The organism is Pseudomonas sp. HP_14, from assembly GCF_055283875.1.
This window is the reverse complement of sequence record NZ_JBTOQI010000011.1, coordinates 382,012-408,870: the sequence shown is the minus strand read 5'-3', so window position 1 is coordinate 408,870 and position 26,859 is coordinate 382,012. Positions and strand designations below refer to the sequence as shown.

19 protein-coding genes are annotated in these 26,859 nt (G+C 56.8%); 11 read left to right on the top strand and 8 right to left on the bottom strand.

Features of this window, described 5'->3' with window-relative positions; genetic code table 11:
- Window positions 1-75: 75 nt before the first annotated feature.
- Complete coding sequence (locus tag ACYASS_RS11360) at window positions 76-1,293, bottom strand: class I SAM-dependent methyltransferase (protein WP_463586173.1); 1,218 nt, start codon at window positions 1,291-1,293, stop codon at window positions 76-78.
- Window positions 1,294-1,659: 366 nt separating this feature from the next.
- On the opposite strand from ACYASS_RS11360, the gene bglX reads away from it, so the two are divergent.
- The 6 genes from bglX to ACYASS_RS11330 all read left to right on the top strand — a co-directional run bounded on the left by bglX (window position 1,660) and on the right by ACYASS_RS11330 (window position 10,479).
- Entirely contained in the window at window positions 1,660-3,969 is a 2,310-nt protein-coding gene (gene bglX / locus ACYASS_RS11355) for a beta-glucosidase BglX (protein ID WP_463586172.1), read from the top strand.
- A 179-nt stretch (window positions 3,970-4,148) separates the two neighbouring features.
- Window positions 4,149-5,918 carry an ATP-binding protein gene (locus ACYASS_RS11350; protein ID WP_463586171.1) on the top strand — a complete coding sequence of 590 codons (1,770 nt, stop codon included), beginning with the start codon at window positions 4,149-4,151 and terminating at the stop codon, window positions 5,916-5,918.
- Window positions 5,912-7,240 carry a sigma-54-dependent transcriptional regulator gene (locus tag ACYASS_RS11345; protein ID WP_463586170.1) on the top strand — a complete coding sequence of 443 codons (1,329 nt, stop codon included), beginning with the start codon at window positions 5,912-5,914 and terminating at the stop codon, window positions 7,238-7,240. Before ACYASS_RS11350 ends, ACYASS_RS11345 begins: the two co-directional genes overlap by 7 nt.
- 374 nt (window positions 7,241-7,614) lie before the next feature.
- A complete protein-coding gene (locus ACYASS_RS11340; protein ID WP_463586169.1) occupies window positions 7,615-8,940 on the top strand; it encodes an MFS transporter in 1,326 nt (441 codons plus the stop codon).
- A 354-nt stretch (window positions 8,941-9,294) separates the two neighbouring features.
- Complete coding sequence (locus ACYASS_RS11335; protein ID WP_122665504.1) at window positions 9,295-9,714, top strand: hypothetical protein; 420 nt, start codon at window positions 9,295-9,297, stop codon at window positions 9,712-9,714.
- 141 nt (window positions 9,715-9,855) lie between these two features.
- On the top strand, window positions 9,856-10,479 hold the full coding sequence (locus tag ACYASS_RS11330) for a flavin reductase family protein (protein ID WP_463586168.1): 624 nt from the start codon (window positions 9,856-9,858) through the stop codon (window positions 10,477-10,479).
- 14 nt (window positions 10,480-10,493) lie between these two features.
- On the opposite strand, the gene ACYASS_RS11325 is transcribed toward ACYASS_RS11330, so the two are convergent.
- Together ACYASS_RS11325 and ACYASS_RS11320 are read right to left on the bottom strand one after the other, a co-directional pair.
- Complete coding sequence (locus ACYASS_RS11325) at window positions 10,494-10,733, bottom strand: hypothetical protein (RefSeq protein WP_463586167.1); 240 nt, start codon at window positions 10,731-10,733, stop codon at window positions 10,494-10,496.
- Window positions 10,734-10,785: 52 nt separating this feature from the next.
- Window positions 10,786-11,127, bottom strand: a complete 342-nt coding sequence (locus tag ACYASS_RS11320) for an antibiotic biosynthesis monooxygenase family protein (protein ID WP_463586166.1) — start codon at window positions 11,125-11,127, stop codon at window positions 10,786-10,788.
- A gap of 316 nt (window positions 11,128-11,443) precedes the next feature.
- Here ACYASS_RS11320 and ACYASS_RS11315 point away from each other — a divergent pair, with 316 nt between their 5' ends.
- Complete coding sequence (locus tag ACYASS_RS11315; RefSeq protein ID WP_463586165.1) at window positions 11,444-12,373, top strand: AraC family transcriptional regulator; 930 nt, start codon at window positions 11,444-11,446, stop codon at window positions 12,371-12,373.
- A gap of 45 nt (window positions 12,374-12,418) precedes the next feature.
- On the opposite strand, the gene ACYASS_RS11310 is transcribed toward ACYASS_RS11315, so the two are convergent.
- Complete coding sequence (locus tag ACYASS_RS11310) at window positions 12,419-14,056, bottom strand: 5-guanidino-2-oxopentanoate decarboxylase (protein ID WP_463586164.1); 1,638 nt, start codon at window positions 14,054-14,056, stop codon at window positions 12,419-12,421.
- 534 nt (window positions 14,057-14,590) lie between these two features.
- Here ACYASS_RS11310 and ACYASS_RS11305 point away from each other — a divergent pair.
- Window positions 14,591-16,099, top strand: coding sequence for an MDR family MFS transporter (locus ACYASS_RS11305; RefSeq protein WP_463586163.1), 1,509 nt, complete (start codon window positions 14,591-14,593; stop codon window positions 16,097-16,099).
- A 107-nt stretch (window positions 16,100-16,206) separates the two neighbouring features.
- Here the strand turns inward: ACYASS_RS11305 and ACYASS_RS11300 are convergent, their stop codons facing one another.
- The 3 genes from ACYASS_RS11300 to ACYASS_RS11290 all read right to left on the bottom strand — a co-directional run bounded on the left by ACYASS_RS11300 (window position 16,207) and on the right by ACYASS_RS11290 (window position 19,208).
- A complete protein-coding gene (locus ACYASS_RS11300) occupies window positions 16,207-17,061 on the bottom strand; it encodes a cache domain-containing protein (protein ID WP_463586162.1) in 855 nt (284 codons plus the stop codon).
- A 96-nt stretch (window positions 17,062-17,157) separates the two neighbouring features.
- Window positions 17,158-18,291: a type VI immunity family protein gene (locus ACYASS_RS11295; RefSeq protein WP_463586161.1), complete on the bottom strand. Its 1,134-nt coding sequence runs from the start codon at window positions 18,289-18,291 to the stop codon at window positions 17,158-17,160.
- 284 nt (window positions 18,292-18,575) lie between these two features.
- Complete coding sequence (locus ACYASS_RS11290; RefSeq protein ID WP_463586160.1) at window positions 18,576-19,208, bottom strand: TetR family transcriptional regulator; 633 nt, start codon at window positions 19,206-19,208, stop codon at window positions 18,576-18,578.
- A 249-nt stretch (window positions 19,209-19,457) separates the two neighbouring features.
- Here ACYASS_RS11290 and ACYASS_RS11285 point away from each other — a divergent pair, with 249 nt between their 5' ends.
- Genes ACYASS_RS11285 through adeC form a run of 3 tightly spaced genes read left to right on the top strand, consistent with a single transcriptional unit; the run spans window position 19,458 to window position 25,225 of the window.
- Entirely contained in the window at window positions 19,458-20,603 is a 1,146-nt protein-coding gene (locus tag ACYASS_RS11285) for an efflux RND transporter periplasmic adaptor subunit (protein ID WP_463586159.1), read from the top strand.
- Between the two features lie 3 nt (window positions 20,604-20,606).
- A complete protein-coding gene (locus ACYASS_RS11280) occupies window positions 20,607-23,768 on the top strand; it encodes an efflux RND transporter permease subunit (protein ID WP_243246482.1) in 3,162 nt (1,053 codons plus the stop codon).
- Complete coding sequence (adeC, locus tag ACYASS_RS11275; protein ID WP_243246483.1) at window positions 23,765-25,225, top strand: AdeC/AdeK/OprM family multidrug efflux complex outer membrane factor; 1,461 nt, start codon at window positions 23,765-23,767, stop codon at window positions 25,223-25,225. The genes ACYASS_RS11280 and adeC overlap by 4 nt, the downstream gene beginning before the upstream one ends.
- Window positions 25,226-25,291: 66 nt before the next feature.
- Here the strand turns inward: adeC and ACYASS_RS11270 are convergent, their stop codons facing one another.
- Entirely contained in the window at window positions 25,292-26,581 is a 1,290-nt protein-coding gene (locus tag ACYASS_RS11270) for an MFS family transporter (protein WP_243246485.1), read from the bottom strand.
- Window positions 26,582-26,859: the final 278 nt, after the last annotated feature.

Sequence of the window (26,859 nt, the reverse complement as noted above, 5' to 3'; positions counted from 1 at the left end):
CTGCGATAGCGACCGGTCTGATACACCTCTATCGCAGCCTCGCGTTGCTCGTCAGCTCCTACAGGGGTTTTGGTGTCATTTGATAAACCCGTCCGCCTGCAGCAAGGTTTCCAGGCACTGTTCCTGAATGCCGTAGAACACTTTCAACTCCTGGATTTTCGCCAGAATTTCAGTGGACTTGAGCGGCTCGGCGCGCTTCACGGCGAGGATCATCTTGTTCTTGTTGGTGTGTTCCAACGAAATAAACTCGAACACTTTGGTCTCGTAGCCACAGGCTTCAAGCAGCAGCGCACGCAGGCTGTCGGTGACCATTTCAGCTTGCTGGCCCATGTGCAAACCGTATTGCAGCATCGGCCGCAGCAGCGTCGGACTCTGGATCTGCAGACGGATCTGCTTATGGCAGCACGGCGAACACATGATGATCGATGCGCCGGAACGAATGCCCATATGAATGGCATAGTCAGTAGCGATGTCGCAGGCGTGCAAGGCGATCATCACGTCCAGCGCGCTGGGCGCAACGCTGCGCACGTCGCCACATTCGAAGATCAGGCCCGGATGCTCAAGCCGGCCTGCCGCGTTGTTGCACAGCGTGACCATGTCTTCGCGCAGTTCAACGCCTGTCACCTGCCCGTCAGCCTGCAACGTATTGCGCAGGTAATCGTGAATAGCGAAGGTCAGATAGCCCTTGCCTGAGCCGAAATCCGCCACTTTGATCGGCTGATCGAGCTTGAGTGGTGAAGACGTCAGGGCGTGGGAAAAGACCTCGATGAACTTGTTGATCTGCTTCCATTTGCGCGACATGGACGGGATCAACTCATGCTGCTTATTGGTCACGCCTAAATCAGTCAGAAACGGTCGGGTCAATTCCAGATAACGCTTCTTCTCGCGGTCATGCCCCGCAGACGGCGCTTCACGCTCCTGCTGGGCCTTGCTCTTGAACAAGGTGCTCTTGCCCTTTTTGCTGAACTCCAGCTGCACCTCATCGGTCAGCGACAGCAAATGCGCATTCTTGAAAGACTCAGGCAACAATTGCGCAATGACCTGAACCGCTTCAACCAACGGGAAATTCTTGGTGATGTCACGGGTTTTGTAGCGATAAACAAAAGACAGGCAAGGCTGATCCTTGACGGTCAGTGCCTTGATGATGACCCGCTGCAACTCGGCTTCGACGCCCACGTACTTGGCCAGCACCAGCTTGATGAACGAGTTCTGGGAAAGACTGTTTTCCAGCAGGCTCAAAAACTGCGCACGATGATCTGGCGCTGGCTGGGTGGAAGTTGCGGTGACTGACATCAAAAACGCCTCGGAGCGAGCAAATAGCAAAGGCGGCTATTTTAGGCGGGTTAAGGCGTTGAAGGTTGGATTAATTGATGGACGCTGGTCTGGAAGAATAAAGCCGGATTGGCGAGCCTATCGTCTATTTGTTACTTTTTGATTCCGAATGGCTGAAGTGGCTTTAGCCAAAACGGAAGTTCCCCTGCATAATCCGTCGCCTACGCCAAGATGTCGAAAACCTGCGCTACAGATACTCTGTGCAATGATTAAGCACAGCGGCAATCTGCGGCCCTGGCCGACAAGCAATACCAAAGGTCTAAACCCATAAAATATGGCTGCCTGTTATTTAATGCGAGTTGCGGGCAAAGCCTTGAGAAATCATTCATGAATAAGCTGTGTTTACTCGGTCTTCTGGTCGGTCTGGCCAGTCAGCCAGTGTTGGCTGCAAACAACGTCAACGCCCCGGCGGCCAATAGCCAGGCCACGCTGCAGGCTAAAAACGCCTTCATCGCCAATCTGATGAAACAAATGACCCTTGACGAAAAGATCGGCCAACTGCGCTTGATCAGCATCGCCCAGGACATGCCGCAGCCGATGATTCTCAAGGAAATTGCTGCGGGCCGCATCGGCGGCACATTCAATTCCATTACCCGCTCGGAAAACCGCCCGCTTCAGGAAGCAGCAGTCGCCAAAAGCCGCCTGAAAATTCCGATGTTCTTCGCCTATGACGTGATCCACGGTCATCGGACCATTTTCCCGATCAGCCTGGGTATGGCTGCCAGCTGGGACATGGCCGCGATTGCCGAGACCGGTCGCATTTCGGCTATCGAAGCCAGCGCCGATGGCCTGGACATGACCTTCGCCCCGATGGTGGATATCTCCCGCGATCCACGCTGGGGCCGTAGCTCCGAAGGCTTTGGCGAAGACACTTATCTGGTTTCGCGCATTTCCAAAGAAATGGTCAAGTCGTTCCAGGGCGCGAACGTCGCTTCTGCCGACAGCATCATGGCCGCCGTCAAACACTTCGCCCTGTACGGCGCAGTCGAGGGCGGTCGCGACTACAACACCGTGGACATGAGTCCGACCCGCATGTATCAGGATTACCTGCCGCCGTATCGCGCCGGTATTGATGCAGGCGCTGGCGGTGTCATGATCGCGCTCAACTCGATCAATGGCGTACCTGCGACGTCCAACAACTGGTTGCTGCAAGACCTGTTGCGCAAGGATTGGGGCTTCAAGGGTGTAACCATCAGCGATCATGGTGCGATCAAGGAGTTGATCGACCACGGTGTCGCAAAGGACTACCGCGAAGCGGCCAAGCTGGCCATCAAGGCTGGCGTTGACCTCAGCATGAACGACAAGGCTTACGGCGAAGAGCTGCCAGGCCTGGTCAAGAGTGGCGAAGTGTCCGTGAAGGAAATCGACAACGCGGTCCGCGAAGTGCTGGGCGCCAAGTACGACATGGGCCTGTTCGCCAACCCGTACCTGCGCATTGGCGATGCGGCTCAGGACCCGGCCGATACTTATTCTGACGACCGTCTGCACCGCGCTGAAGCGCGTGACGTAGCACGTAAAACGCTGGTACTGCTGAAAAACCAGAACGAAACGTTGCCGCTGAAGAAAGAAGGCACCATCGCCGTGATCGGCAGCCTCGCCAAGAGCCAGCTGGACATGCTCGGCAGTTGGTCTGCCGCTGGCCGCCCGAATCAGTCGGTCACCGTCTATGACGGTCTGGCCAATGCCGTCGGCGACAAAGCAAAACTGCTGTATGCCCGAGGCTCCAACATCAGCGACAACGAACACATCCTCAACTACCTGAACTTCATTGAACATGAAGTGGAAGTTGATCCGCGTCCTGAACAGGAAATGCTCGACGAAGCGGTCAAGACTGCTGAGCAGGCCGATGTGATCGTTGCCGTAGTCGGCGAGTCTCGCGGCATGTCTCACGAATCCGCCAGCCGCAGCAGCCTGAACATCCCTGCAACGCAGCAGGCATTGATCAAGGCCCTGAAAGCCACCGGCAAACCGTTGGTCCTGGTGCTGATGAATGGTCGTCCACTGGTGCTGGTCGACGAAGTCGAGCAGGCTGATGCGATGCTGGAAACCTGGTTCCCGGGCACCGAAGGCGGCAATGCCGTTGCCGACGTACTGTTTGGTGACTACAACCCGTCGGGCAAACTGGCGATGTCGTTCCCGCGTTCGATCGGTCAACTGCCGATTTACTACGCACACTTGAACACCGGTCGTCCTTACTCACCGGAGAAGCCTGGTAACTACACATCGCATTACTTCGAAGAAACCAACGGCCCGCTGTTCCCGTTTGGTTTTGGTCTGAGCTACACGCAGTTCGATGTTTCGGATATCACACTGTCTGCCAAAGACCTGCCACGCAAAGGCAAGCTGACCGCCAGCGTGACCGTAAAGAACACTGGCAAAGTCGCGGGCGAAACTGTGGTTCAGTTGTACCTGCGTGACGTTGCAGCGTCCATCAGCCGTCCGGTCAAAGAGCTCAAGGGCTTCGAGAAAATCATGCTGAAAGCGGGCGAAGAGAAGGTCGTGACCTTCACCCTTACAGAAGAAGACCTGAAGTTCTTTAACCCGCAGTTGAAATACGCAGCCGAAGCCGGTGAGTTCAAGCTGATGATTGGCCTGGATTCTGCGACGGTTAAAGAGACGAGTTTTAATTTGTTGTAAGAGTGAGCTGTCGAGGGCAACCACACTGCCTTCGACGAATAAAACAATATTTGAGTACCGCGCAACATCTGTAGGAGCTGCCGAAGGCTGCGATATCGATCTGATCCAGTTATCGCATCGCAGCCTTCGGCAGCTCCTACAAGACCGTGCCCCAATGCGGAATCCAGGCTGCCCCACTGATGCCCTCCACTTCCCGCCCCCTGCGCATAACCCTGTATGTCCTGCTGATCCTGGCGGGGGCTGCTGTGTCGGCGGGTTTGGCCATGCGCCATGCTCAACGCGTGACTGTAGAGCAGGAAGCCACGCGGGCACAGGATCAGCTTTCACTCTACGCTAACACCCTGCACACGCTTATTGAGCGCTACCGGGCGTTGCCTGCCGTGTTGGCCCTCGACCCGGAACTGCGCGCCGCACTTAACGGCCCGATCACTGCCGTGTCCCAGGATGCACTGAACCGCAAGCTGGAGAAAATCAACGGTGCCGCCCAATCCTCGACCCTCGAATTGATGGATCGCAACGGCCTGGCCATCGGTGCCAGCAATTGGCGTCTACCGACCAGCTATGTGGGTCACAATTACGCGTTCCGTCCTTACTTCCAGCAAACCAGGGCCACTGGTGTCGGGCGTTTCTACGCAGTCGGCGTAACCAGTGGTATCCCCGGGTATTTCCTGTCCCACGCGGTCACCTCTGATGCAGGCGATTTCATGGGCGCAATGGTCGTGAAGCTGGAGTTTCCCGACCTTGAGCACGAATGGGCCAAGGGCGATGACTTGCTGTTGGTCAGTGACGCCAAGGGCATCGTTTTCATTGCCAACCAGCCAAGCTGGCGTTATCGCGAACTGCTGCCCATCTCTGAAAAGGATCGCGCCGAACTGGCCGCAACGCGCCAATACGACAAACAACCATTGTCCCCTTTGCCCCGCACTGAGTTGCGTGAGTTCAGCAAACAAAGCCACCTGACTCGCGTCGATGGACCGGACGGCAGCGCCGATTATCTGTGGCAATCAATGCCACTCACGGGCGAAGACTGGACTCTACACCTGTTGCGTAAACCTCAAACGGCCAGCGAGGACGCGCGCAACGCTGGCCTCGCAGCCGCAGGCACCTGGCTGACACTGGTTTTTCTCGGTCTGTTTCTCTACCAGCGTTGGCGTTTGGCGCGCCTGCGTGAAAGTAGCCGTGACGAGCTGGAGCGTCAGGTACAGGAACGCACCCGGGATTTGCGCACCGCACAGGAAGGCCTTGTGCAGTCCGCCAAACTGGCCGCCCTGGGGCAGATGTCCGCAGCGTTGGCTCACGAAATCAATCAACCTCTGACGGCTCAGCGCATGCAATTGGCGACCGTGCGGTTGTTGCTTGATCACGGACGCGTTGATGATGCCTACAAGGCTCTAGGACCGCTGGATCAACAACTGATCAGGATGACAGCGCTGACCGGTCACCTGAAAACATTCGCCCGTAAAAGCCCCGGTGGGCTGCGCGAAAGGCTGGATCTTGCAGCCGTCGTTGATCAAGCCCTGTTGCTGCTGGACTCACGGTTACGTGATGAGCATGTCGATTGCGTCCTGAATCTGACGCGACCGGCCTGGGTGCGTGGGGATGCGATCCGTCTTGAGCAGGTGCTGATCAATTTACTGCGCAATGCTCTGGACGCCATGCGCGACAAACCGGTCAAACGCCTGGAAATCCGCATTCACCCTGAACAGACACGCTGGCTGATCAGCGTCAGTGACAGCGGTGGCGGCATTGATGAAGATCATCTGGCAAACATCTTCGACCCGTTTTTCACCACCAAACCTGTCGGCGATGGTTTGGGCCTGGGGCTTGCTGTGTCCTATGCCATCGTCCACGAATTGGGCGGTCGGCTCAGCGCCGAAAACAGGAACGATGGCGCGCTGTTCTGGTTCAGCTTGCCCAATGACTATCTGGAGCCTGCCCCCGCATGTTGAACTCAGTGATTGTGGTCGACGATGAAGCTCCGATTCGCGAAGCGGTGGAACAATGGCTGACGCTGTCGAGCTTCAACGTTCAGGTCTATAGCCGCGCAGAGGATTGCCTGGCGCAGTTGCCGGAGCACTTCCCCGGCGTGATCCTCACCGACGTGCGCATGCCGGGAATGAACGGTATGGAGTTGCTGAATCGATTACGGGAAATTGATGCCGACCTGCCGGTTATTCTGCTGACCGGCCATGGCGACGTCCCCATGGCGGTGGACGCCATGCGTGAAGGTGCCTATGACTTTCTCGAAAAACCTTTCAGTCCGGAAGTGTTGCTTCGTAACCTGCGACGCGCCCTGGAAAAACGCGAACTGATTCTGGAAAACCGTCGCCTTCATGATCAGGCCGACTCCCGCACCAGGCTGGAAGCGACCTTGCTGGGCGTCTCACCCGGCCTGCAAACCTTGCGCCGTCAGGTGCTGGACCTGTCACAACTACCGGTGAACGTGGTCATCAGAGGTGAAACCGGCAGCGGCAAGGAAATGGTCGCCCGCTGTCTGCATGACTTCGGTCCCCGCGCGCACAAACCTTTTGTAGCACTGAACTGTGCGGCAATCCCGGAGCAATTGTTCGAAGCCGAATTGTTCGGCCACGAAAGCGGGGCGTTTACCGGCGCCCAGGGCAAACGTATCGGCAAGCTGGAGTACGCCGATGGCGGTACGCTGTTTCTCGATGAAATCGAAAGCATGCCGTTGGCACAACAGGTCAAACTGCTGCGGGTGCTGCAAGACAAGAAGCTTGAGCGTCTGGGGTCCAACAAGGCCATTGATGTCAACCTGCGTATCGTCGCGGCAACCAAGCCAGACCTGCTGGAAGAGGCCCGCGCCGGGCGCTTTCGCGAAGATCTGGCTTACCGGCTTACAGTTGCCGAGTTGCGCCTCCCGCCACTGCGCGAGCGTCGTGAAGACATCCCTCTATTGTTCGCGCACTTTGCGAGTACGGCAGCGCAGCGCCTGGGCCGCAGCGCCCTGCCACTCAGCGGCGCACAGCTAGGCCAACTGCTGAGCCACGACTGGCCGGGTAATGTACGCGAACTGGCCAACGCGGCAGAGCGACAGATTCTCGGCCTGGAATCGGCCCCTCTGATGACGGGTGATAGCGGGCAATCCCTCGCCGCCCAACAAGAGGCTTTTGAGGCCCAGTGCCTGCGCGCCGCTCTGGCAAGGCACAAAGGGGATATCAAAGCCGTCCTCGAAGAACTGCAACTGCCTCGCCGCACCTTGAATGAGAAGATGCAACGGCATGGTCTGTTGCGAGAGATGTTTGTTGAGTAGAACAGCCTGGGCAGATGTAGCGTCTATCGATAACTGATATGAAATGCGGATCCTGTAGGAGTGAGCTTGCTCGCGATTCGATTTCCCTGTCGATAAATTACTGCCTGACCTGACGGCATCGCGAGCAAGCTCACTGCTACAGGATCCGTGTTTGCGGCGAGATGTCGTAGCGTCAACGATACGATCGTGATCTCACGCCACGAATCGGCAACTTTCCGCTCACGCCAACGCCCTCAATAGGCGGATTTCCGCTCATCCAGCTTGCTACATCCCCTCTAAACCGGCCTTTCTTCACATGGCACAGGTCCTGCTATAGCCATAGCAAGGTTGCGCATTGACGCGCCATTCTAAAAACAATGAATAAAAGGAACATGATGGACACTCCCAACTCTGCCCCTGTCGGGTCGGCCAGCGCACCAGCGGCCGCAAAAACCACCTCAAGTCGTCTCAAGTCAATTTTCAGCGGCTCGGTCGGCAACATGGTCGAGTGGTATGACTGGTACGTCTATGCCGCCTTCTCCCTCTACTTCGCAAAGGCCTTCTTCCCCAAAGGCGACACCACTGCGCAACTGCTCAACACCGCCGCGATTTTCGCCGTAGGCTTCCTGATGCGCCCAATCGGCGGCTGGCTGATGGGGCTGTACGCTGACCGCAAAGGTCGCAAGGCAGCGCTGATGGCCTCGGTACTGCTGATGTGCTTCGGCTCCCTGATCATTGCCTTGACACCGGGCTACGAAGTCATCGGCGTCGGCGCTCCTATCCTGCTGGTATTCGCCCGTTTGCTACAGGGCCTGTCAGTGGGTGGGGAATACGGCACCTCGGCTACTTACCTCAGTGAAATGGCGACCAAGGAGCGCCGCGGCTTTTTCTCCAGCTTCCAGTACGTGACGCTGATTTCCGGGCAGCTCATCGCTCTTGCCGTATTGATCGTGCTGCAGCAGACGCTGACCACCGAGCAACTGTACTCGTGGGGCTGGCGTGTGCCGTTCGTAATCGGCGCGCTGTGTGCGGTGGTTGCGTTGTTCCTGCGTCGCGGTATGGAAGAGACGGAATCGTTCACCCGCAAGAAAAAAGAGAAGCCACAGGAAAGCCTGATGCGCACGTTGATGCGCCATCCCAAGGAACTGTTGACCGTCGTCGGTCTGACCATGGGCGGTACCCTGGCTTTCTATACCTACACGACGTACATGCAAAAGTATCTGGTGAACACGGTCGGCATGAGCATCAGTGACTCGACCACGATCTCGGCAGCGACGCTGTTCCTGTTCATGGTGATTCAGCCGCTGGTGGGCGCACTGTCGGACAAAGTCGGTCGCAGACCGATTCTGATCGCCTTCGGGGTATTGGGAACGCTGTGTACCGTACCGATCCTCACGACGCTGCATACGATTCAGACCTGGTGGGGAGCATTCTTCCTGATCATGGCGGCGCTGATCATCGTCAGCGGCTACACCTCGATCAACGCAGTGGTTAAAGCCGAGTTGTTCCCAACGGAAATTCGCGCTCTGGGCGTCGGCCTGCCCTATGCCCTGACCGTATCGATCTTTGGCGGCACCGCCGAATACATCGCACTGTGGTTCAAGAGCATTGGCATGGAGACCGGTTACTACTGGTACGTGACAGCCTGTATTGCCTGCTCGCTGCTGGTGTATGTCTTCATGAAGGACACGCGCAAGCATTCGCGGATCGAGACTGACTAAGGTCACATCATCGGCAATGATGAAGGGCAGCCCCATTTTGCGGGGTTGCCCTTTTTTATGAGAAGCACAGCCTACCCACAGCCTACAAATCAGTGCAATTCAAGTCTAAAAAAACGGAAAAAATCGCAAACAAAATTAAGATTCAGATTTGTCAAGAGGGTTTATTGCAAGATTTTTCAGGAAAATGCACCACCCTGATGCAATCCAGCCCCTACAGCCCGAAAACAGCGCCCTGCGGCTTACTATCATTTTTAACGATGGTCGTTAGCACTCCTATTCACTTCTGAATAAATTTCAGGCGCGTAGCATTCACTCCATACCGAACTGACAAACAACTCGATTGGAGTAAACATCATGAAAACTAACAAACTGATTTTTGGTCTTGCTTTCTCTGTATTGGCTTCAAGCGCATTTGCTTCTCCACAACTTCCAAGCCTGCCAGGTAACGACCACACTAATGCGGTTGAGCAGACTTCGACGCTGACTGTTGCTGAAGGCGGCTCCAAACACACTAACGTCGGTGGCATTCGTCAGGCTTCTGATGGCGCTGATCACGTAGGCGCAAATCGTCTGGCTGCAGACGGTGCAGATCGCGTTGGTGCAAACCGCCTGACTTCCGATGGCGCTGATCACGTCGGTGCAAACCGCCTGGCTGAAGACGGTGCTGATCGCGTTGGTGCAAACCGCCTGACTTCCGATGGCGCTGATCACGTAGGCGCAAATCGTCTGGCTGCAGACGGTGCAGATCGCGTTGGTGCAAACCGTCGAGTGTAATCGCTCGACGTGTTCCCTCTAGCCCGGCCTCGTGCCGGGCTTAATCGTTTTTGAACCAAGCAGAACTGTCAGGCACGGTGAATTGTCAGGCACTATGGACGCAAATTTCATGCGTCGTAGCGGCTAAACAGGACCCGTACCATGTCAGACGATATTTACTCTTATGAGCCCTCCCAAGGCCATGGCCTGCCTCACGATCCGTTCAATGCCATCGTGGGTCCCCGCCCCATCGGCTGGATCTCCTCGCACGATACCAACGGCAAGTTGAACCTGGCGCCTTACAGCTTTTTCAACGCATTCAACTACATTCCGCCAATCATCGGGTTTTGCAGTGTTGGGCGCAAAGACAGCCTGAACAATATCGAACAGACCGGCGAGTTCGTCTGGAACCTGGCCACACGCTCGCTGGCAGAAGCCATGAATCAGAGCTGTGCCCCCGTTGCAGCGGACGTCAGTGAGTTTGAATTAGCGAACCTGACACCTCTGGCATCGCAGATCGTGGCCGTTCCACGCGTGAAAGAGACGCCGGTTTCGTTCGAATGCAAGGTCACCCAAATCATCCAGCTACAGCGCGCCGACAAGGAGCTTGTGCCCAGCTGGTTGATTCTTGGCGAGGTGGTGGCTGTGCATATTGCCAAGTCGCTGCTCAAGGACGGGATTTACGACACGGCAGCGGGCGAACCTATTCTGCGTGGCGGCGGCCCGGCCGACTACTTCCAGCTGGGACCCGAAGCGCTGTTCAGGATGCACCGCCCTAAAGCCTGAGAAGTGAAGCCAGATCAAAGCGCCTGAAATGACAGGCCGCCTTCAGCATCGATGTCGACCAGACGGTCCAGCTCGGCAGTGGCTGCAACGTCGGCATCGTAGGCGGTCTTGAATTTCTGGCCTGGCAGTATCCGATGAAATACCGGCGCACCACCGGCTCCCAGGCCCTTTACTGCAATGGCGGCATCGTAGCCACCCTCGCCGGGCACCACTGCGGATACGGCTTCGAAGCCATTGAGTTCTTTGCGTGCCATAAATAGTGATCCTGCTTAATACTTTAAAGCAGGGGATTCTAACCGGCGGCGCTCAGACTGTGTTCATCCAGCGAGCGACTTCAATGTCTGCGCCATCAGGCGTAGCGAAGGTGTGGAAATCCAGGCTGCTAACCATGTAGGTCTGGATGACTTCGGAAAACACTTGCAGCTCAGGAGTGGCCAGCCAACTGTTCATGGCTGCGTCACTGGCCCAGCAGCCGGAAATCAACCATAGATCCGGGTCCTTGAGTGAAAGCTGCAAGGTAAAGTTCAGGCAACCGTCGGCGTTGCGCGAGGGTTCGATCAAGCAGAGCAGCCGCTCGCCCAATTGCTCGCTTTGACCTGTCCTGGCGCGGGCGAAAACCAGATGGCTCACTGTTGATGACTGAGGCATGGTCATGGCTCCTTGTGTGTATCAGGATGATGTTCCGGGATTGACGGCAGGAACCGAGATTAGGGCCTGGGCGCAATCATCGTTAGTCAGTTCCTGTCGGCTTCTTGCCTGATCCTGCACCACTGCCGGAAAAGCTTTCAGCGCAATGCGCCATGCACATGATCATTCTGAACAGTACCAGGCAATGCTTGATCCGATCCTGCGGCCCCAATGCTGCACACTGGCAGGATCAGGCAATCATCCCGCAGGATTAGCGTAGTCCTTTGGCTTGCACAAAAATAAGCTAGGCACATTAACGAAGGATTAAGGACTCCCCATGTCGCAACTCCACCTCCCCAAAGAACCGGTCAGCGAAGACATGGAAAAGCAGCGGGCGGAACTGGCTGAGCTGATTCGCCGTTTCGCGCCCTCTGAGGGTGCTTTCCAGACAGCAATCTCGCCGCTGCACATGGTGCGCTATGAAAGCCCGGCAGAATCGTTGCCAAGCCTGATCCAGCCTGCGCTGTGCATCTTTGCTCACGGCAGCAAAGAAGTGCGCCTGGGGGATGAAACCTACACCTACGACCCGCTCAACTATCTGGTGTTGTCCGTGGCATTGCCTCTGAGCGGCAGAATCCTTGATGCCACCCCGGAAAATCCAAATCTGGCGCTAAGGCTGGACATTGACCCTGCGGACATCAATGCATTGATTGCCGAGGCAGGCCCGATGAGCGTCCCCACACGCCCCAGCGGGCGCGGTCTTTATATAGAACGAATCGATGCGCAGTTGCTGGATGCGGTGCTGCGTCTTTCAAAGCTGCTGGACAGCCCGAAGGACATCGCCATGCTTGCGCCGCTGATCAAACGCGAGATCCTCTATCGCCTGTTGCGCAGCCCCCAGGGCCATCGCCTTTACGAAATCGCCATTACCAGTTGCCAGACGCACCGCGTAACTCAGGCGATCAGGTGGCTCAATCAGAATTTCACTGAATCATTGCGCATAGAAGACCTGGCCCGAGAGGTGAACCTGAGTGTTTCAACCCTGCACCATCGCTTCAAAGCCGTGACGGCAATGAGTCCGTTGCAGTATCAAAAGCAGCTGCGACTTCAGGAGGCGCGGCGTCTGATGCTTGCCGATGGACTCGATGCTTCAGCAGCCGGTTACAAAGTCGGCTACGAAAGCCCTTCACAGTTCAGCCGGGAATACAGTCGACTGTTCGGAGCCCCGCCGCTTCGCGACCTCGCTCGGTTGAGGGCGACGGTTTAGCCGAGCGTGGCGGAGCGCTCTCAAGGAACGCTTTGGCAGGCGTCGTTACCCTGCCATCATTCCTCTCATCCACACCCTTTGATCAATCTCGATCAATGTCGGCCCTGGCCGCATCACCGCAACCCGCAAAGCAGCCTTGAGCGAGTCAACGCCGTCCACCGCTTCTGCCTCACACCCTAGAGCCTTGGCAACGCCAATAAAATCCGGCGTATAAATATCCACGCCTACAGGCTCGATAGCGCGGTTGACCATGTACTTCTTGATCTCTTCGTAACCCTGGTTATTCCACAGCAGGATGATGACCGGCGTGCGCGCTTCGACTGCACTGGCCAGTTCCGCCAACGTGAATTGCAGGCCTCCATCGCCAATCAGGCAGGCCACCGGACGCTGCTCACCCGCATCAGCGCGCCCCAGCCACGCGCCTATAGCGCCTGGCAGCGCGTAGCCCAGCGTGCCGTAACCGGTGGAAGAGTTAAACCAGCGCCGCGGCTGATCCAGGTCCAGGGTCAGATTCCCCGTGTAGACCGGCTGGGTTGAGTCACCCACGATGACCACTCCCTCAAGCACCTCCACTACCGTACGCAAGAAGACCGTCTGCCCAAGAGTCGCCGAATCCCATGACGCATCAAGAGTCTTGCGCAATGCGCTTACACGGCTGGCGCCCCAGTCTGAAAGGCGCTCATTCAATGTTTCGTGTGCCATCGCAGTGAGCAGTGCCTGTGCAGCAGCATTGGAATCAGACACCAATGCCACTGATGGCGGGAAGTTACGCACGGTCTGGTCGGGATCGATGTCGATACGAAGCAGCGTTCCCGGGATCTTGAAATGCCCCTGAAAGGTGATGTCGTAATCTGTTTCGGCAAGCTCGGTGCCAATCGCCAAGACGACGTCAGCAGCCTCAATCAACTCACGCGTCGGATCCAGCGCCTGAGTCGAACCTATCAGCAGAGGATGACTGGCAGGCAGCATGCCTTTGGCGTTGATCGTCAGCGCAACGGGAGCATCCAGTTGCTCGGCAAGACAAGTCAGCGCGGCAGCAGCATCAATAGCGCCGCCCCCGGCAAGGATCAAAGGCCGTCGGGCGCCAGCGAGCAGGCGGCTCATCTGCGCAATGGCGGCCGGTGATGGGCCGGCACGGCTGACCCTGACCGGTTCACACCCCAACAGCGCATCGGCATTTTCCACCAATACATCGAGCGGAATTTCGATGTGAACCGGCCGCGGACGTCCGGCCTGGAATACCGCGAACGCCCGCGCCAGAACTCCCGGTAATTCAGCGGCGGACATCAGTGTGTGGGAAAAGGCTGCGACCCCGGCAACCAGCGCACCTTGCGCAGGCAGCTCATGTAACTTGCCACGCCCGCCCCCCAATTGGTTGCGTGACTGCACGCTGGAAATGACCAGCATGGGAATCGAATCCGCATAAGCCTGGCCCATGGCCGTGGTGATATTGGTCATGCCAGGGCCGGTAATAATGAAACACACCCCCGGTTTGCCACGGGTACGTGAGTATCCATCAGCCATGAAACCCGCACCCTGCTCGTGTCGCGGCGTGATGTGTCTGATGCTCGAACTGGCCAGCCCGCGGTAGAGTTCAACGGTGTGCACACCCGGAATGCCGAACACCCGCTCCACACCATAACCTTCCAGTAACTTCACCAACACTTCGCCGCAGGTTGCCATTGTTATTGATCCTCGATTGACTGGAAGACGTTCCGATACGCGCTCACTTGAAACGCCGGTGATACAGCTGCAAAAGCAAATTTCATGCTCAATAGCACCGGCATCAACACGGCTATAACTTTTAAGGCACTAAGCCATGCCTGCTAGATCAATTCTTTCCTACAGCTCTAAAACGCCTGCCCTACACTCCTGTTAATCCTTTCAGTACTGCCATGTAGTCGGAATGAGGGAAGCAGCATGAACATAAAAATAAAAAGATGCGTCACTGTACTGGGTATCAGCGCCGTCATCGCCGTGTATGCGGCAGGCGTATATCGCAATGAGCTGGCTCGGCAGGCACCGCAAGTCGCGACCTGCAATTTTGGTCATTGCGTCCCCAGTAATGCGACATTCAGTGCGTTGCGATGACACAACGCTGAAGCGTTTAAGTCGCGAGAATTGTATGAGGCACCTATCGATTAGGGAGCTATCGGCTTAGACTGATTGCTTCCCCCGTCGGTATTCGGCGGGCATCACTGCCGATCAGGTTCTGCCTTGACCAGTCTTTCCGCCACCACGCCTTCCATCCGCAGCGTCCTGTTTGCGTTGATGATGGCCGTATTTCTCAGCGCGCTGGATCAGACAATCGTCGCTGTCTCGATTCCTGCCATCTCTACCCAGTTCAATGACTTCGACCTGTTGGCGTGGGTGATCTCCGCCTACATGGTGGCCCTGACCGTGGCAGTACCGATCTACGGCAAACTGGGCGATTTGTATGGTCGGCGCAAGTTGATGCTGTTCGGGCTTGGACTCTTCACGCTAGCGTCTCTGTTCTGCGGCATGGCGCAAAGCATGGAACAACTGGTACTCGCGCGGGTTATTCAGGGTATTGGCGCGGGCGGCATGGTTTCAGTCAGCCAGGCAATCATCGGTGACCTCGTGCCGCCCCGAGAGCGAGGACGCTACCAAGGCTATTTCAGCGGCATGTACGCCCTGGCCAGCGTTTCGGGTCCACTGCTGGGGGGCGTCATGACACAGTACCTGTCCTGGCGCTGGGTGTTTCTGATCAACCTTCCACTGGGCGTGATCGCCTGGTGGTTCGCCAAACGTACCTTGCTCGGTCTACCTGTCCCGCATCGTAAACCCATCATCGATTACCTTGGGACAGTGCTGATGATTATCGGCCTGAGCGCGCTGTTGTTGGGTATTACGGAGATTGGCCAAGGCCACGGCTGGCGTGATCGACAGGTAATGACGCTGCTCGGCGTGGCACTGTTGGCCCTGATCTGCTTCGTCTGGTACGAACGGCGCACGCTCGAGCCTTTGCTACCGATGCACCTGTTCGCCAACCGTAGCGCCGTGCTTTGCTGGTGCACGATTTTCTTCACCAGCTTCCAGGCTATTTCGCTGATCGTTCTGGTGCCGCTACGTTTCCAGACTGTCACCGGCGGCGGTGCCGACAGCGCTGCTGTTCACCTTTTACCTCTGGCGATCGGCATGCCGATGGGCGCTTTTTTTGCTGGCCGTCGCACGTCGCTCACCGGCCGCTACAAGCCGATGATCCTCACCGGCGCGATGTTGATGCCGATAGCGATCCTGGGCATGGCGTTCACTCCACCGCAATCGTTGCTGCTGACCAGCCTGTTCATGATGATGACGGGGATCGCCAGCGGTATGCAGTTCCCAACCTCGCTTGTAGGGACACAAAACTCGGTTGCGAGAAACGACATGGGCGTGGCGACCAGCACCACCAATTTATTCCGCTCCCTGGGCGGCGCAGTGGGTGTCGCCATGATGTCAGCGCTATTACTCGCAATGCTGCAAGACACCGGACTGGGCGGCATGAGCGCAGGCCCTATCGGCGCTGAAGGCGCATCCGGCAATGTCCTGCTGGACAGCCTCAACGCCGCCAGCGGCCCTGCCCTGCAAATCTTGCGTGACGAGTTGTTATTGACGTTCCGCCACCTGATGATCGTCAGCGCGGCAATCTCGCTGCTGGGCCTGGCTGCCGCACTGGCGATGCCCAACCACCTGTTGCGGGGCAAGGAGCACAAGGAAGCCTGAAATGAGTTTTGTCGAACTACCCTGTGGGAGCCGGGCTTGCTCGCGATAAGCACCACCAGTGTTATCTGAAACACTGCATCGCGATGCAAGCTCTGCTCCCACAAGATCTACTTGCTGTAATACCCCACCGCCACCAGGTAATTCCCGACCTTGCGCGCGTACGCATGCTTGTTCTCCACCTTGCCGGTTACCGGGTTGCGCCAGCGGTACTCGTATTCAGCGGCGTCCTGTTTTTCAATCAAGGCCAGCATCGGCTCACCCACAGGTTTGCCCTCAGGGTCTTTTACCTTGCGAAAGTCAGTGTTAATCAGTCGCAGGTTAGTACCGTGTGCCACATAACGCTTACTGGTCAGATCGACAACGAACACATAGAGGTCATCCTGCAAAAAGCCGCCTCGCAGGCTATTGATCGCACTGAGTGTGCCCTTTTGGTCACGATTCAGCTCACCGACAGCCTTATCCAGCAATACCCTGGCTTGCTCAGGCGAAGCCCGGGGAACGTAATAACCCACCGCGAGGATCCGCTCGCCAACACGCTGGAAGTAAACACGCTTGCGCTCAACCTTGCCGTCAGCCCAGTTATGCCAGCGGTATTCGGCCTGCTGCACACCCTTGCTCTCAGGGGTTTGCAAAACCTCCTTGAACGCCTTTTGCAGATCCGGCTCAAGTACCTGAGATACATCCCGACCGATCAGCACCACCGAGGGACCGCCGCTGGCGAGCATGACGCCATGAGTGTCGACGACAAACACGTAGCGCTCCCCGTCAACGAACTCGCCCTGACGGCTGAACTCGGCAAATGACTTGTCCCCGGCCTGCTGGTAGCGCGCCACTGCCTTCTCCAGCAGCGCCTTGGCAGCAGGCCCCTGTTCCGGGCTCTCAACGCCCGCCCCGGCCTGGCCAAGCCAGGCGGAACATAGAAACCCCAGGACAACACCGATACGTCGTGGCGAAAGCTGCATGACAGGACCCTCTTTTTTATAAGTCTGCGCAGAGCTTAGCCAAACGCCGGATGATGAAGAATCATTCATAAAGAAGAGGTGAGCGCCGCCGTTCTGTTACCCGCTGAAATCAGTCCAGAACCACTGGGTTCGATCTGCTTTGAGGTGCTCGAAAGCGGGCATGACTTCACCTTTATTGAAGAAACGGCGAGAGCGCGCCATGGCGCTGCTGAACCAGTGCCCGGTCTGCGGGCAAGGTTGACCGGCACGTACCGAGGCCATGGGTTTTTCATCGAAGCGTGCATACCACTGGGCAGTGGACTGCTCCGTAAAACCAATGCCGCGCCCAGGGCAAGGGTGCAGGCATCCGGTATCCTGCACCCGGACAGGCCTGAGTACCTTGTTGACCGCCATATAGGCACTCGACGGCCCTTCTCCCTTGCCTCCCAGCATCGGCAGGACACCCGCACGAATCATAAGACCGCTTTCGTAAGTGTGAAAAACCACATCGCTGTTGGCACTTAGCACACTGCGCAACCGGTCGCTGCCTCCCAACTGCTGAACAAAGCGGTTGCCCAGAACGCTGTACCAACTGACGCCCTTGATCCGGTCCAGCAATCGCAAGCTTTCCATATGAGGCCCGGCATCCACCATCAAGCCAACATAACGTTGAGCCAGCTGGTACTCCAAAGGCAGGTATCGCAGACCATCACCCGGCAAGACACACACGAGACTGCCATAGCCGTGGTCGGCCTGGGTCTGATTGCACAGGTACTTGATCCACCCCTCATACGTTTTGGCCCCGTCCCTGTCCATCAGGACGGTCCATGGCAGGAGCATTTTCAGACAAGAGTGATCGGTGGCCGCCTGGCTCTGAGGAGGCGCCATCACCGACATGCAATGAGTCGCGGCCTCGACTGGCCGGGCACTGGAAATCGACCATAACAGCGGCTGGTCAGGTGAGCTTTCAAGCACCTGCCGTCGGCAGATGGAGAAGCTGCTGGGGGACAACTTTCGAAGTCGCTGGTAAGACTGCCACTCCAGAGCGGGCCGAAACGTCTCGTAAAAGTGCGTAAAGCACGCTTCGATCCGTTGCCGGGTCTGCGCCGTATGGCCTTGCTTGAAGTACAACGTTGTCATCAGCCCAAGTCGGGCGGCAGGTCTGCACTGTGCAGCGTCGACCAGCAACTGATTGGCCTGACACTTGAGCCTTCCCAGAATTCCTGATGCTTCAGATACGGTTTGCAACACGTTTTTATTCTCCCGGTCATCCATAAACAAGAATGCGACGGAAGAGTGAAGGGAGTTGCCAGCGGGAACAATACGGGAAAACCACTTTGGGAAATCAGCTACACACTTCAAGAAGTGTCCTACTCAAATCCTACAAAAATAGCCTCTGCCGAACGCTTTCGATCACTCGCAGTCATAGTGGCATTGCGACACATTTGTAAGCAGTCGGTAAACTGACTGGGCAGTCACTGCATACTTCGATATAGATGTGCAGGGCGCAAGGCAGGGATATTCTGAAAGAAGTTTCAGGTGCGCAGCGCGGGACTTAGGCGCAGCATGTCCAGCCCGGCATCCACCCATTTTTCGGCCCTGTCGTTGAGCGAGTAGCTGTCCGGAACCAGCAGCCACTGACCGAGCATGCCGTCTATATAAGCATGCAGGGCGATGGAAGCGCGGACAGTATCCAGGTCAGCAGGCAACTGGCCTTTGCGGACCGCATTGCTCAGTGCCAAGCCGATACGGTCGTTGCACTCGAGTGCATTAACCTGGCGTTGTTGGCGAAAGTCGCACATTTCATCGGTGAATTCGCATTTATGAAACAAGATCTCGTTAATTCGACGCGTTTTTGGGTCCAGTGTAATTTCATGAAACAAATGAACGAGCAATTTTTTCATGCAACCCAATGGGTCGACTTCGTCTTCGCTTTCGCTCGCCCTGGCCATCTCTTCCAGAGGCTCCTGGATGCTGTCGAGCATCGCCTGCACCAGATCAGCTTTGTTGCTGAAATGCCAGTAAATAGCGCCGCGTGTCACACCCGCCAAGGCTGCAATGTCCGCCAGAGTCGTACGCGCAACACCTCTCTCGTAGAACGCTTTTTCAGCGGCCTCGAGAATTTGGCTACGGGTAACCTGAGCTTCCTCTTTGGTACGACGGACCATGGCATTAAAACCTCATTGAAAATGCTCCACGCCACGAATCATGTGGCTCTGAAGCAACACCGGGCGGCATTTGTATCGCCTTGTCCCGAACCTGCAATCCCCGCCCTGCGCGGCTTCGCGGCAAAGGATAGGGTATTTACAAACAACCGTGAATGTAAGTATATTCATTAGCCTACTACTTATCCAGCCAGAATTTTTCACACCCTTTCACTTTTCTTGAGCACCCAGGCTCCTGACCCGAGGATCTTCATGCAATTCAAGCCAGCTGTTACCGTACTGGTCACTGCCGTCGCCCTGGCAACACTGCTCAGTGGATGCAGTAAAAAGGAAGAAGCCGCAGCTCCTGCAGCTGCACCTCCTCAGGTCGGCGTCGTGACCATCAAAGCTCAACCCTACACCCTGACTTCCGAGCTGCCGGGCCGTACCACGGCTTACCGCATTGCCGAAGTTAGGCCACAGGTCAACGGCATCATTCTCAAGCGTCTGTTTACGGAAGGCGGCGATGTCAAAGCCGGCCAGCAGCTGTATCAGATTGACCCGGCGCTTTACGAAGCCACTGCCAATAGCGCAAAAGCGACCCTGCAATCGGCGAAGTCTCTGGCTGACCGCTACAAGCAGTTGGTCAACGAGCAAGCGGTAAGCCGTCAGGAGTACGACACCGCTCTGGCCTCCAGCCAGGAAGCCCAGGCCACTCTGCAGACTGCTCAGATCAACCTGCGCTACACCAAGGTACTGGCACCGATCTCCGGCCGTATCGGACGCTCCGATGTGACCGAAGGCGCACTGGTTACCAGCGGCCAGACCAATGCCATGGCGACGATCCAGCAACTGGACCCGATCTACGTTGACGTGACCCAGTCGTCCACCGAGATGCTCAAACTGCGTCGCGACCTGGAAACCGGCAAGCTGCAAAAGGCAGGTGACAACGCGGCGTCGGTCAAGCTGACCCTTGAAGATGGCAGCGAATACAGCAAGCCGGGCAAACTGGAATTCTCCGAAGTCTCGGTAGATCAGGCGACAGGCTCCGTGACCCTGCGCGCAGTGTTCCCGAACCCTGATCACACCCTGTTGCCAGGTATGTTTGTTCACGCTCAGTTGCAGGCTGGCATGAAAAGCGAAGCCATCCTTGCTCCACAGCAAGGCGTGACCCGTGACATGCGCGGCAAGCCGTCTGCCCTGGTGGTCAACAAAGACAACAAGGTTGAACAGCGTGAACTCATCGCCAACCGCACTGCTGGTGCTTACTGGTTGATCGAGAAAGGTCTGGAACCGGGTGATCGCGTAATCACTGAAGGTCTGCAATTCGTCAAGCCAGGCGCAGAAGTGACGGTCAAGGAAGCGACCAACCTCACGCCAGCCCAGTCCGCCCCTGCCGCCACTGGCAAAGGTGAGTAACCGATGTCTAAATTCTTTATCGACCGCCCCATTTTCGCCTGGGTATTAGCCCTGGTGATCATGCTGGTGGGTACGCTTTCGATCCTGAAACTACCGATCAACCAATACCCGGCCATTGCACCTACAGCTATTGATATCCAGGTTACCTACCCAGGTGCTTCGGCGCAGACTGTGCAAGACACCGTGGTTCAGATCATTGAGCAACAGCTCAACGGTATTGATAACCTGCGTTATGTTTCTTCGGACAGTAACTCCGACGGCAGCATGACCATCACTGTGACCTTCAACCAGGGTACCAACCCGGATACCGCTCAGGTTCAGGTCCAGAACAAGCTCAACCTGGCGACCCCGCTGCTGCCGCAAGAAGTACAGCAACAGGGCCTGCGCGTTACCAAGTCAGTGAAGAACTTCCTGCTGGTAATCGGTCTGGTTGCCGAAGACGGCAGCGGTCTGACCCGGGAAGACTTGTCCAACTACATCGTCTCCAACATCCAGGACCCGATTTCCCGGACCTCAGGTGTGGGCGACTTCCAGGTGTTCGGTTCGCAGTACGCCATGCGTATCTGGCTGGACCCGGCCAAACTCAACAACTTCCAGCTGACACCGGTTGATGTGAGTACGGCGATTTCTGCACAGAACGTTCAGATCGCCACCGGCCAGTTGGGCGGTCTCCCTGCCCTGCCTGGCACCCAGCTGAACGCCACAATCATCGGCAAGACTCGTCTGCAAACCCCTGAGCAGTTCGGCAACATCCTGCTCAAGGTCAACACCGACGGCTCGCAAGTACGCCTGCACGACGTCGCCCGTATCGGGCTGGGTGGCCAGAACTACAGCATCGACGCTCAGTTCAACGGCAAGCCGGCTTCAGGTATGGCGATCAAGCTGGCTTCCGGCGCCAACGCTCTGGACACTGCCAAGGCCATTCGCGCCACTGTCGCCAACCTGGAACCTTTCTTCCCGGCTGGTATGAAAGTGGTTTACCCGTACGACACCACACCGACCGTAACCGAATCGATCTCCGGGGTTGTTCACACCCTGATCGAAGCGATCGTGCTGGTGTTCCTGGTGATGTACCTGTTCCTGCAAAACTTCCGCGCCACCGTGATTACGACGATGACGGTTCCGGTGGTATTGCTGGGCACCTTCGGCATCCTCGCGGCGTTCGGTTTCACGATTAACACCCTGACCATGTTCGGCATGATTCTGGCCATCGGACTCTTGGTGGACGACGCCATTGTGGTGGTCGAAAACGTCGAACGGGTCATGGCCGAAGAGCACTTATCGCCCAAAGAGGCGACCAAGAAATCCATGGGGCAGATCCAGGGCGCACTGGTGGGTATCGCCATGGTGCTCTCGGCGGTACTGCTGCCAATGGCGTTCTTCGGCGGTTCTACAGGGGTTATTTACAAACAGTTCTCGATCACCATTGTTTCTGCGATGGCCCTGTCGGTTCTGGTTGCCCTGATTTTTACCCCGGCGCTCTGCGCCACCATGCTCAAGCCGATCGACCCGGAAAAACACGGCCAACCCAAAAAAGGCTTCTTCGGCTGGTTCAACCGTACTTTTGATCGTGGCGTAGACAGCTACGAGCGCGGCGTGAAACGCATGGTGACTCACAAGCTGCCAGCATTCGGCGTGTATCTACTCATCGTTGCGGGCATGATCTTCCTGTTCACCCGCATCCCGAGCGCGTTCCTGCCGGAAGAAGACCAAGGCGTGATTTTCGCTCAGGTTCAGACCCCTGCGGGCTCGTCCGCCGAGCGTACGCAGAAAGTCATCGACGAGATGCGTACCTTCCTGCTCGACAAGGAAAACGGTGAAGGCAACGGCGTGAACTCGGTGTTCAGCGTTAACGGCTTCAACTTTGCCGGTCGTGGTCAGAGCTCGGGCCTTGCGTTCGTCATGCTCAAACCGTGGGACGAGCGTGACTCGGAAAATACCGTTTTCAAAATTGCTCAACGGGCTCAGGCACACTTCGCCAGCTTCCGTGACGCCATGGTGTATGCAGTTGTTCCACCTTCGGTACTCGAACTGGGTAACGCTACCGGTTTCGACGTTTACCTTCAGGATCAGGGTGGCGTAGGCCACGAGAAACTGCTGGAAGCGCGTAACCAGTTCCTCGGCATGGCGGCGCAAAGCAAGATTCTTGCAGGCGTACGTCCGAACGGTCTGGGCGATGAGCCGCAGTACGAGCTCACTGTCGATGACGAAAAGGCCAGTGCCCTGGGCATCACCTTGTCGAACATCAACCAGACCTTGTCTATCGCGCTGGGTGGCAGCTACGTCAACGACTTCATCGACCGCGGTCGGGTCAAGAAAGTGTACGTGCAGGGTGAAGCGGCCAGCCGCATGACCCCTGAAGATCTGGGCAAATGGTATGTGCGTAACGACGCAGGGACCATGGTGCCTCTGTCGGCTATTGCCAGCGGCAAATGGATCTACGGTTCGCCAAAGCTCTCGCGTTACAACGGTGTAGCGGCGATGGAAGTCCTCGGTACTCCTGCTCCGGGCTACAGCTCCGGTCAGGCGATGGCGGAAGTCGAAGCGATTGCCAAGAAACTGCCAGCGGGTATCGGTTACGCATTTACCGGTCTGTCCTTCGAAGAACGTTTGTCCGGCTCCCAGGCGCCTGCGCTGTATGCCCTGTCGATGCTGGTGGTGTTCCTCTGTCTGGCAGCACTGTATGAAAGCTGGTCGATTCCGATCGCGGTCATGCTCGTTGTACCGTTGGGTATCATCGGTGCCCTTATGGCAACCAGTCTGAGAGGCCTGTCCAACGACGTGTTCTTCCAGGTTGGCTTGTTGACGACGATCGGTCTGGCGGCGAAGAATGCGATCCTGATTGTCGAGTTCGCCAAAGAGCTGCATGAACAGGGCAAGAGTCTGGTGGACGCGGCGATGGAAGCCTGCCGCATGCGTCTGCGCCCGATCATCATGACCTCCATGGCGTTCATCCTCGGCGTAGTGCCGCTGGCGATCTCCACCGGTGCCGGTTCAGGTAGCCAGCACGCAATCGGTACGGGCGTAATCGGCGGTATGATCACCGCCACCGTCCTGGCAATTTTCTGGGTCCCTATGTTCTACGTTGCCGTGTCGTCGATGTTCAAGAGCAAATACGACAAGGAACACGAGAAACAAACATCACATGATGAGGCTGGCCAATGAGCAAGTCCCTGATCTCCCTGGCAGTCACTGCGGTCATCCTCAGTGGTTGCTCGTTGATCCCTGAATACAAACAACCTGCGGCTCCGGTCGCGGCGCAGTACCCGCAAGGACCGGCCTACTCGCCGACCGAAGCGGCGAATGTCGCGGCAGCCGAACAGGGCTGGCGTCAGTTTTTCCATGATCCGGCCCTGCAACAACTGATCCAGACTGCTCTGGTCAATAACCGCGACCTGCGTGTCGCGGCGCTGAATATCGACGCTTACCGTGCGCAATACCGCATCCAGCGTGCCGATCTGTTCCCGGCTGTTTCTGCCGATGGCAGCGGCAGCCGTCAGCGCTTGCCAGCCGATATGTCGACCACTGGCCAATCAGGCATCAGCAGCCAGTATTCGGCCACGCTGGGCGTCAGTGCCTACGAGCTGGATCTGTTCGGTCGGGTTCGCAGCCTGAGCGAGCAAGCCTTGCAGACGTACTTCTCCAGTGAAGAAGCCCGTCGCAGCACGCAGATCAGCCTGGTGGCCAACGTCGCCAACGCCTATCTGACCTGGCAGGCGGACAAGGAACTGCTCAAGCTGACAGAAGAAACACTCAAGACCTACGAGGAAAGTCTGCGTCTGACTTCCCGCAGCAACGAAGTGGGCGTTTCTTCGGCGCTGGATCTGAGTCAGGCACGCACCTCGGTGGAAAGCGCCAAGGTTGCGCTGGCCCGCTATCAGCGCCAGGTTGCTCAGGATCAGAACAACTTGACCTTGCTGCTCGGCACTAACCTGCCGGACAACCTGCCGCCCGCTCAGCCTCTGAGCGCCGACCTGCTGAGCACGTTGCCAGCTGGCCTGCCTTCGGATCTGCTGCAGCGTCGTCCGGACATTCTGCAAGCCGAGCACACCCTGCAAGCTGCCAACGCCAATATCGGCGCGGCCCGTGCTGCGTTCTTCCCAAGCATCAGCCTGACGGCCAATGCCGGTACGATCAGCCCGGACCTTTCCGGCCTGTTCAAAGGCGGTTCGGGTACCTGGCTGTTCCAGCCAAGCATCAACATCCCGATCTTCAACGCCGGTAGCCTGCGTGCCAGCCTGGATTACTCGAAAATCCAGAAAGAGATCAGCGTCGCCAACTACGAGAAGGCGATTCAAACCGCCTTCCAGGAAGTCTCTGACGGCCTGGCCTCTCGCAAGACTTACAACGAGCAGTTGCAAGCCCAGCGTGATTTCGTCAACGCCAACCAGGACTACTACCGTCTGGCCGAGCGCCGCTACCGGATCGGGATCGACAGCAACCTGACCTTCCTGGATGCTCAACGCTCGCTGTTCAGTGCGCAACAATCGCTGATCACCGACCGTCTCTCCCAGCTCACCAGCGAGGTCAACCTGTACAAGGCCCTCGGCGGTGGCTGGTACGAGCAAACCGGGCAGGCCAAACCGATAGATAAAGAGAAGCCGACAGTTCAGCTGTTCTGATAAGCGACTCACATAAAAAACCCACCTCATCGGTGGGTTTTTTATTGCCGTAGATAAAGCAATCAATCAGTGATCGTGATGCAAGTAAGCCGGTTGTTTCGGCAAACGCAGACTGAACAGGAATGCGACCGCCATCATGATCGTCACGTACCAGTAGAAGTTATTCTCCACGCCCTGATTCTTCAGACTCAGCGCAACGTATTCCGCCGAACCACCGAACACCGCGTTAGCCACTGCATAGGCTAGCCCTACGCCCAACGCACGGACCTGCGGCGGGAACATCTCAGCCTTCACTAGGCCGCTGATTGAGGTATAGAAGCTGACGATCGCCAAGGCGAAGGTGATCAACAGGAATGCCAGGAATGGATTAGTCGTGGTTTTCAAGGTCATCAGGATCGGCACCGTGCACAGCGTACCCAGCGCACCGAACCACAACATTGAGTTACGACGCCCGATCTTGTCCGCCAGCATGCCGAACAAGGGCTGCATGCACATGTACAGGAACAGTGCGCCGGTCATGATGTAACTGGCGGTTTTGGGGTCCATGCCGCCTGTATTTACCAGGTACTTCTGCATGTAAGTGGTAAAGGTGTAGAAAATCAGCGAGCCGCCTGCGGTGTAACCCAGCACAGTGATAAACGCTGCCTTGTGATCACGAAACAGCGCACCAATGCTGCCAGCATCCTTGTCCTGACGCATTTCAGCGGTGGTGGTTTCTTCAAGTGAACGACGCAGAAACAGGGAGATCAGCGCAGCAACGGCACCGATCACAAACGGAATCCGCCAGCCGTAGGCACGCAGCTCTTCAGTGCTGAGAAACTGCTGCATGATCACCACAGTCAACACTGCCAATAACTGACCACCAATCAAGGTCACGTACTGGAACGAGGCGAAGAAACCACGCTGTCCGCGCAGTGCCACTTCACTCATGTAAGTCGCCGTGGTGCCGTACTCACCGCCCACCGAGAGCCCTTGAATGAGGCGCGCCAGTAGCAGCAATGCGGGTGCCCAGACACCAATCGTCGCGTAAGTAGGCAAACACGCGATCATCAACGAGCCGCCGCACATCATCAGGACGGCGATCATCATCGAGTTTTTACGACCATGCTTGTCAGCGACCCGGCCAAACAACCAGCCACCGATAGGCCGCATCAGGAACCCTGCAGCAAACACACCTGCGGTGTTGAGCAATTGAACGGTGGGGTCATCGGAAGGAAAGAAGGCGGGAGCGAAGTAGATGGCGCAGAAGGCGTAAACGTAGAAGTCGAACCATTCGACCAGGTTGCCTGAGGAGGCACCGACAATCGCAAAGATCCTTTTGCTGCGTTCTTCACCCGTGTAATGCGTGGTTGTCATTATTTTTTCCCCATTAAAGCTGAACAGTCATCCAGGACATAACCTGTAACATGTTTTGGGACAACAAACAGCTTTATGGAATTCCATGTCAGGAAGGTCACGTGGATCGATTGACGCTGCGGTCCACCCTGGGCTCGGAATGATCAATCTCCACTATTTGCTCCAATCCTCTAAATACTTAACGAAAGCATTCATCTTCGGAGAGCTTTTCGTCCAAAGAAAGTGCGAACACCGCGAATCGAGCGTCGGGAGGCTGAGTGGAGGTGCCGTGGTGTGGG

What these genes read in the sequence shown, in the direction of transcription:
- ACYASS_RS11360 (WP_463586173.1), bottom strand. Translation starts at nt 1,293, where the DNA reads ATGTCAGTCACCGCAACTTCCACCCAGCCAGCGCCAGATCATCGTGCG.
- bglX (WP_463586172.1), top strand. Translation starts at nt 1,660, where the DNA reads ATGAATAAGCTGTGTTTACTCGGTCTTCTGGTCGGTCTGGCCAGTCAG.
- ACYASS_RS11350 (WP_463586171.1), top strand. Translation starts at nt 4,149, where the DNA reads ATGCCCTCCACTTCCCGCCCCCTGCGCATAACCCTGTATGTCCTGCTG.
- ACYASS_RS11345 (WP_463586170.1), top strand. Translation starts at nt 5,912, where the DNA reads ATGTTGAACTCAGTGATTGTGGTCGACGATGAAGCTCCGATTCGCGAA.
- ACYASS_RS11340 (WP_463586169.1), top strand. Translation starts at nt 7,615, where the DNA reads ATGGACACTCCCAACTCTGCCCCTGTCGGGTCGGCCAGCGCACCAGCG.
- ACYASS_RS11335 (WP_122665504.1), top strand. Translation starts at nt 9,295, where the DNA reads ATGAAAACTAACAAACTGATTTTTGGTCTTGCTTTCTCTGTATTGGCT.
- ACYASS_RS11330 (WP_463586168.1), top strand. Translation starts at nt 9,856, where the DNA reads ATGTCAGACGATATTTACTCTTATGAGCCCTCCCAAGGCCATGGCCTG.
- ACYASS_RS11325 (WP_463586167.1), bottom strand. Translation starts at nt 10,733, where the DNA reads ATGGCACGCAAAGAACTCAATGGCTTCGAAGCCGTATCCGCAGTGGTG.
- ACYASS_RS11320 (WP_463586166.1), bottom strand. Translation starts at nt 11,127, where the DNA reads ATGCCTCAGTCATCAACAGTGAGCCATCTGGTTTTCGCCCGCGCCAGG.
- ACYASS_RS11315 (WP_463586165.1), top strand. Translation starts at nt 11,444, where the DNA reads ATGTCGCAACTCCACCTCCCCAAAGAACCGGTCAGCGAAGACATGGAA.
- ACYASS_RS11310 (WP_463586164.1), bottom strand. Translation starts at nt 14,056, where the DNA reads ATGGCAACCTGCGGCGAAGTGTTGGTGAAGTTACTGGAAGGTTATGGT.
- ACYASS_RS11300 (WP_463586162.1), bottom strand. Translation starts at nt 17,061, where the DNA reads ATGCAGCTTTCGCCACGACGTATCGGTGTTGTCCTGGGGTTTCTATGT.
- ACYASS_RS11290 (WP_463586160.1), bottom strand. Translation starts at nt 19,208, where the DNA reads ATGGTCCGTCGTACCAAAGAGGAAGCTCAGGTTACCCGTAGCCAAATT.
- ACYASS_RS11285 (WP_463586159.1), top strand. Translation starts at nt 19,458, where the DNA reads ATGCAATTCAAGCCAGCTGTTACCGTACTGGTCACTGCCGTCGCCCTG.
- ACYASS_RS11280 (WP_243246482.1), top strand. Translation starts at nt 20,607, where the DNA reads ATGTCTAAATTCTTTATCGACCGCCCCATTTTCGCCTGGGTATTAGCC.
- adeC (WP_243246483.1), top strand. Translation starts at nt 23,765, where the DNA reads ATGAGCAAGTCCCTGATCTCCCTGGCAGTCACTGCGGTCATCCTCAGT.
- ACYASS_RS11270 (WP_243246485.1), bottom strand. Translation starts at nt 26,581, where the DNA reads ATGACAACCACGCATTACACGGGTGAAGAACGCAGCAAAAGGATCTTT.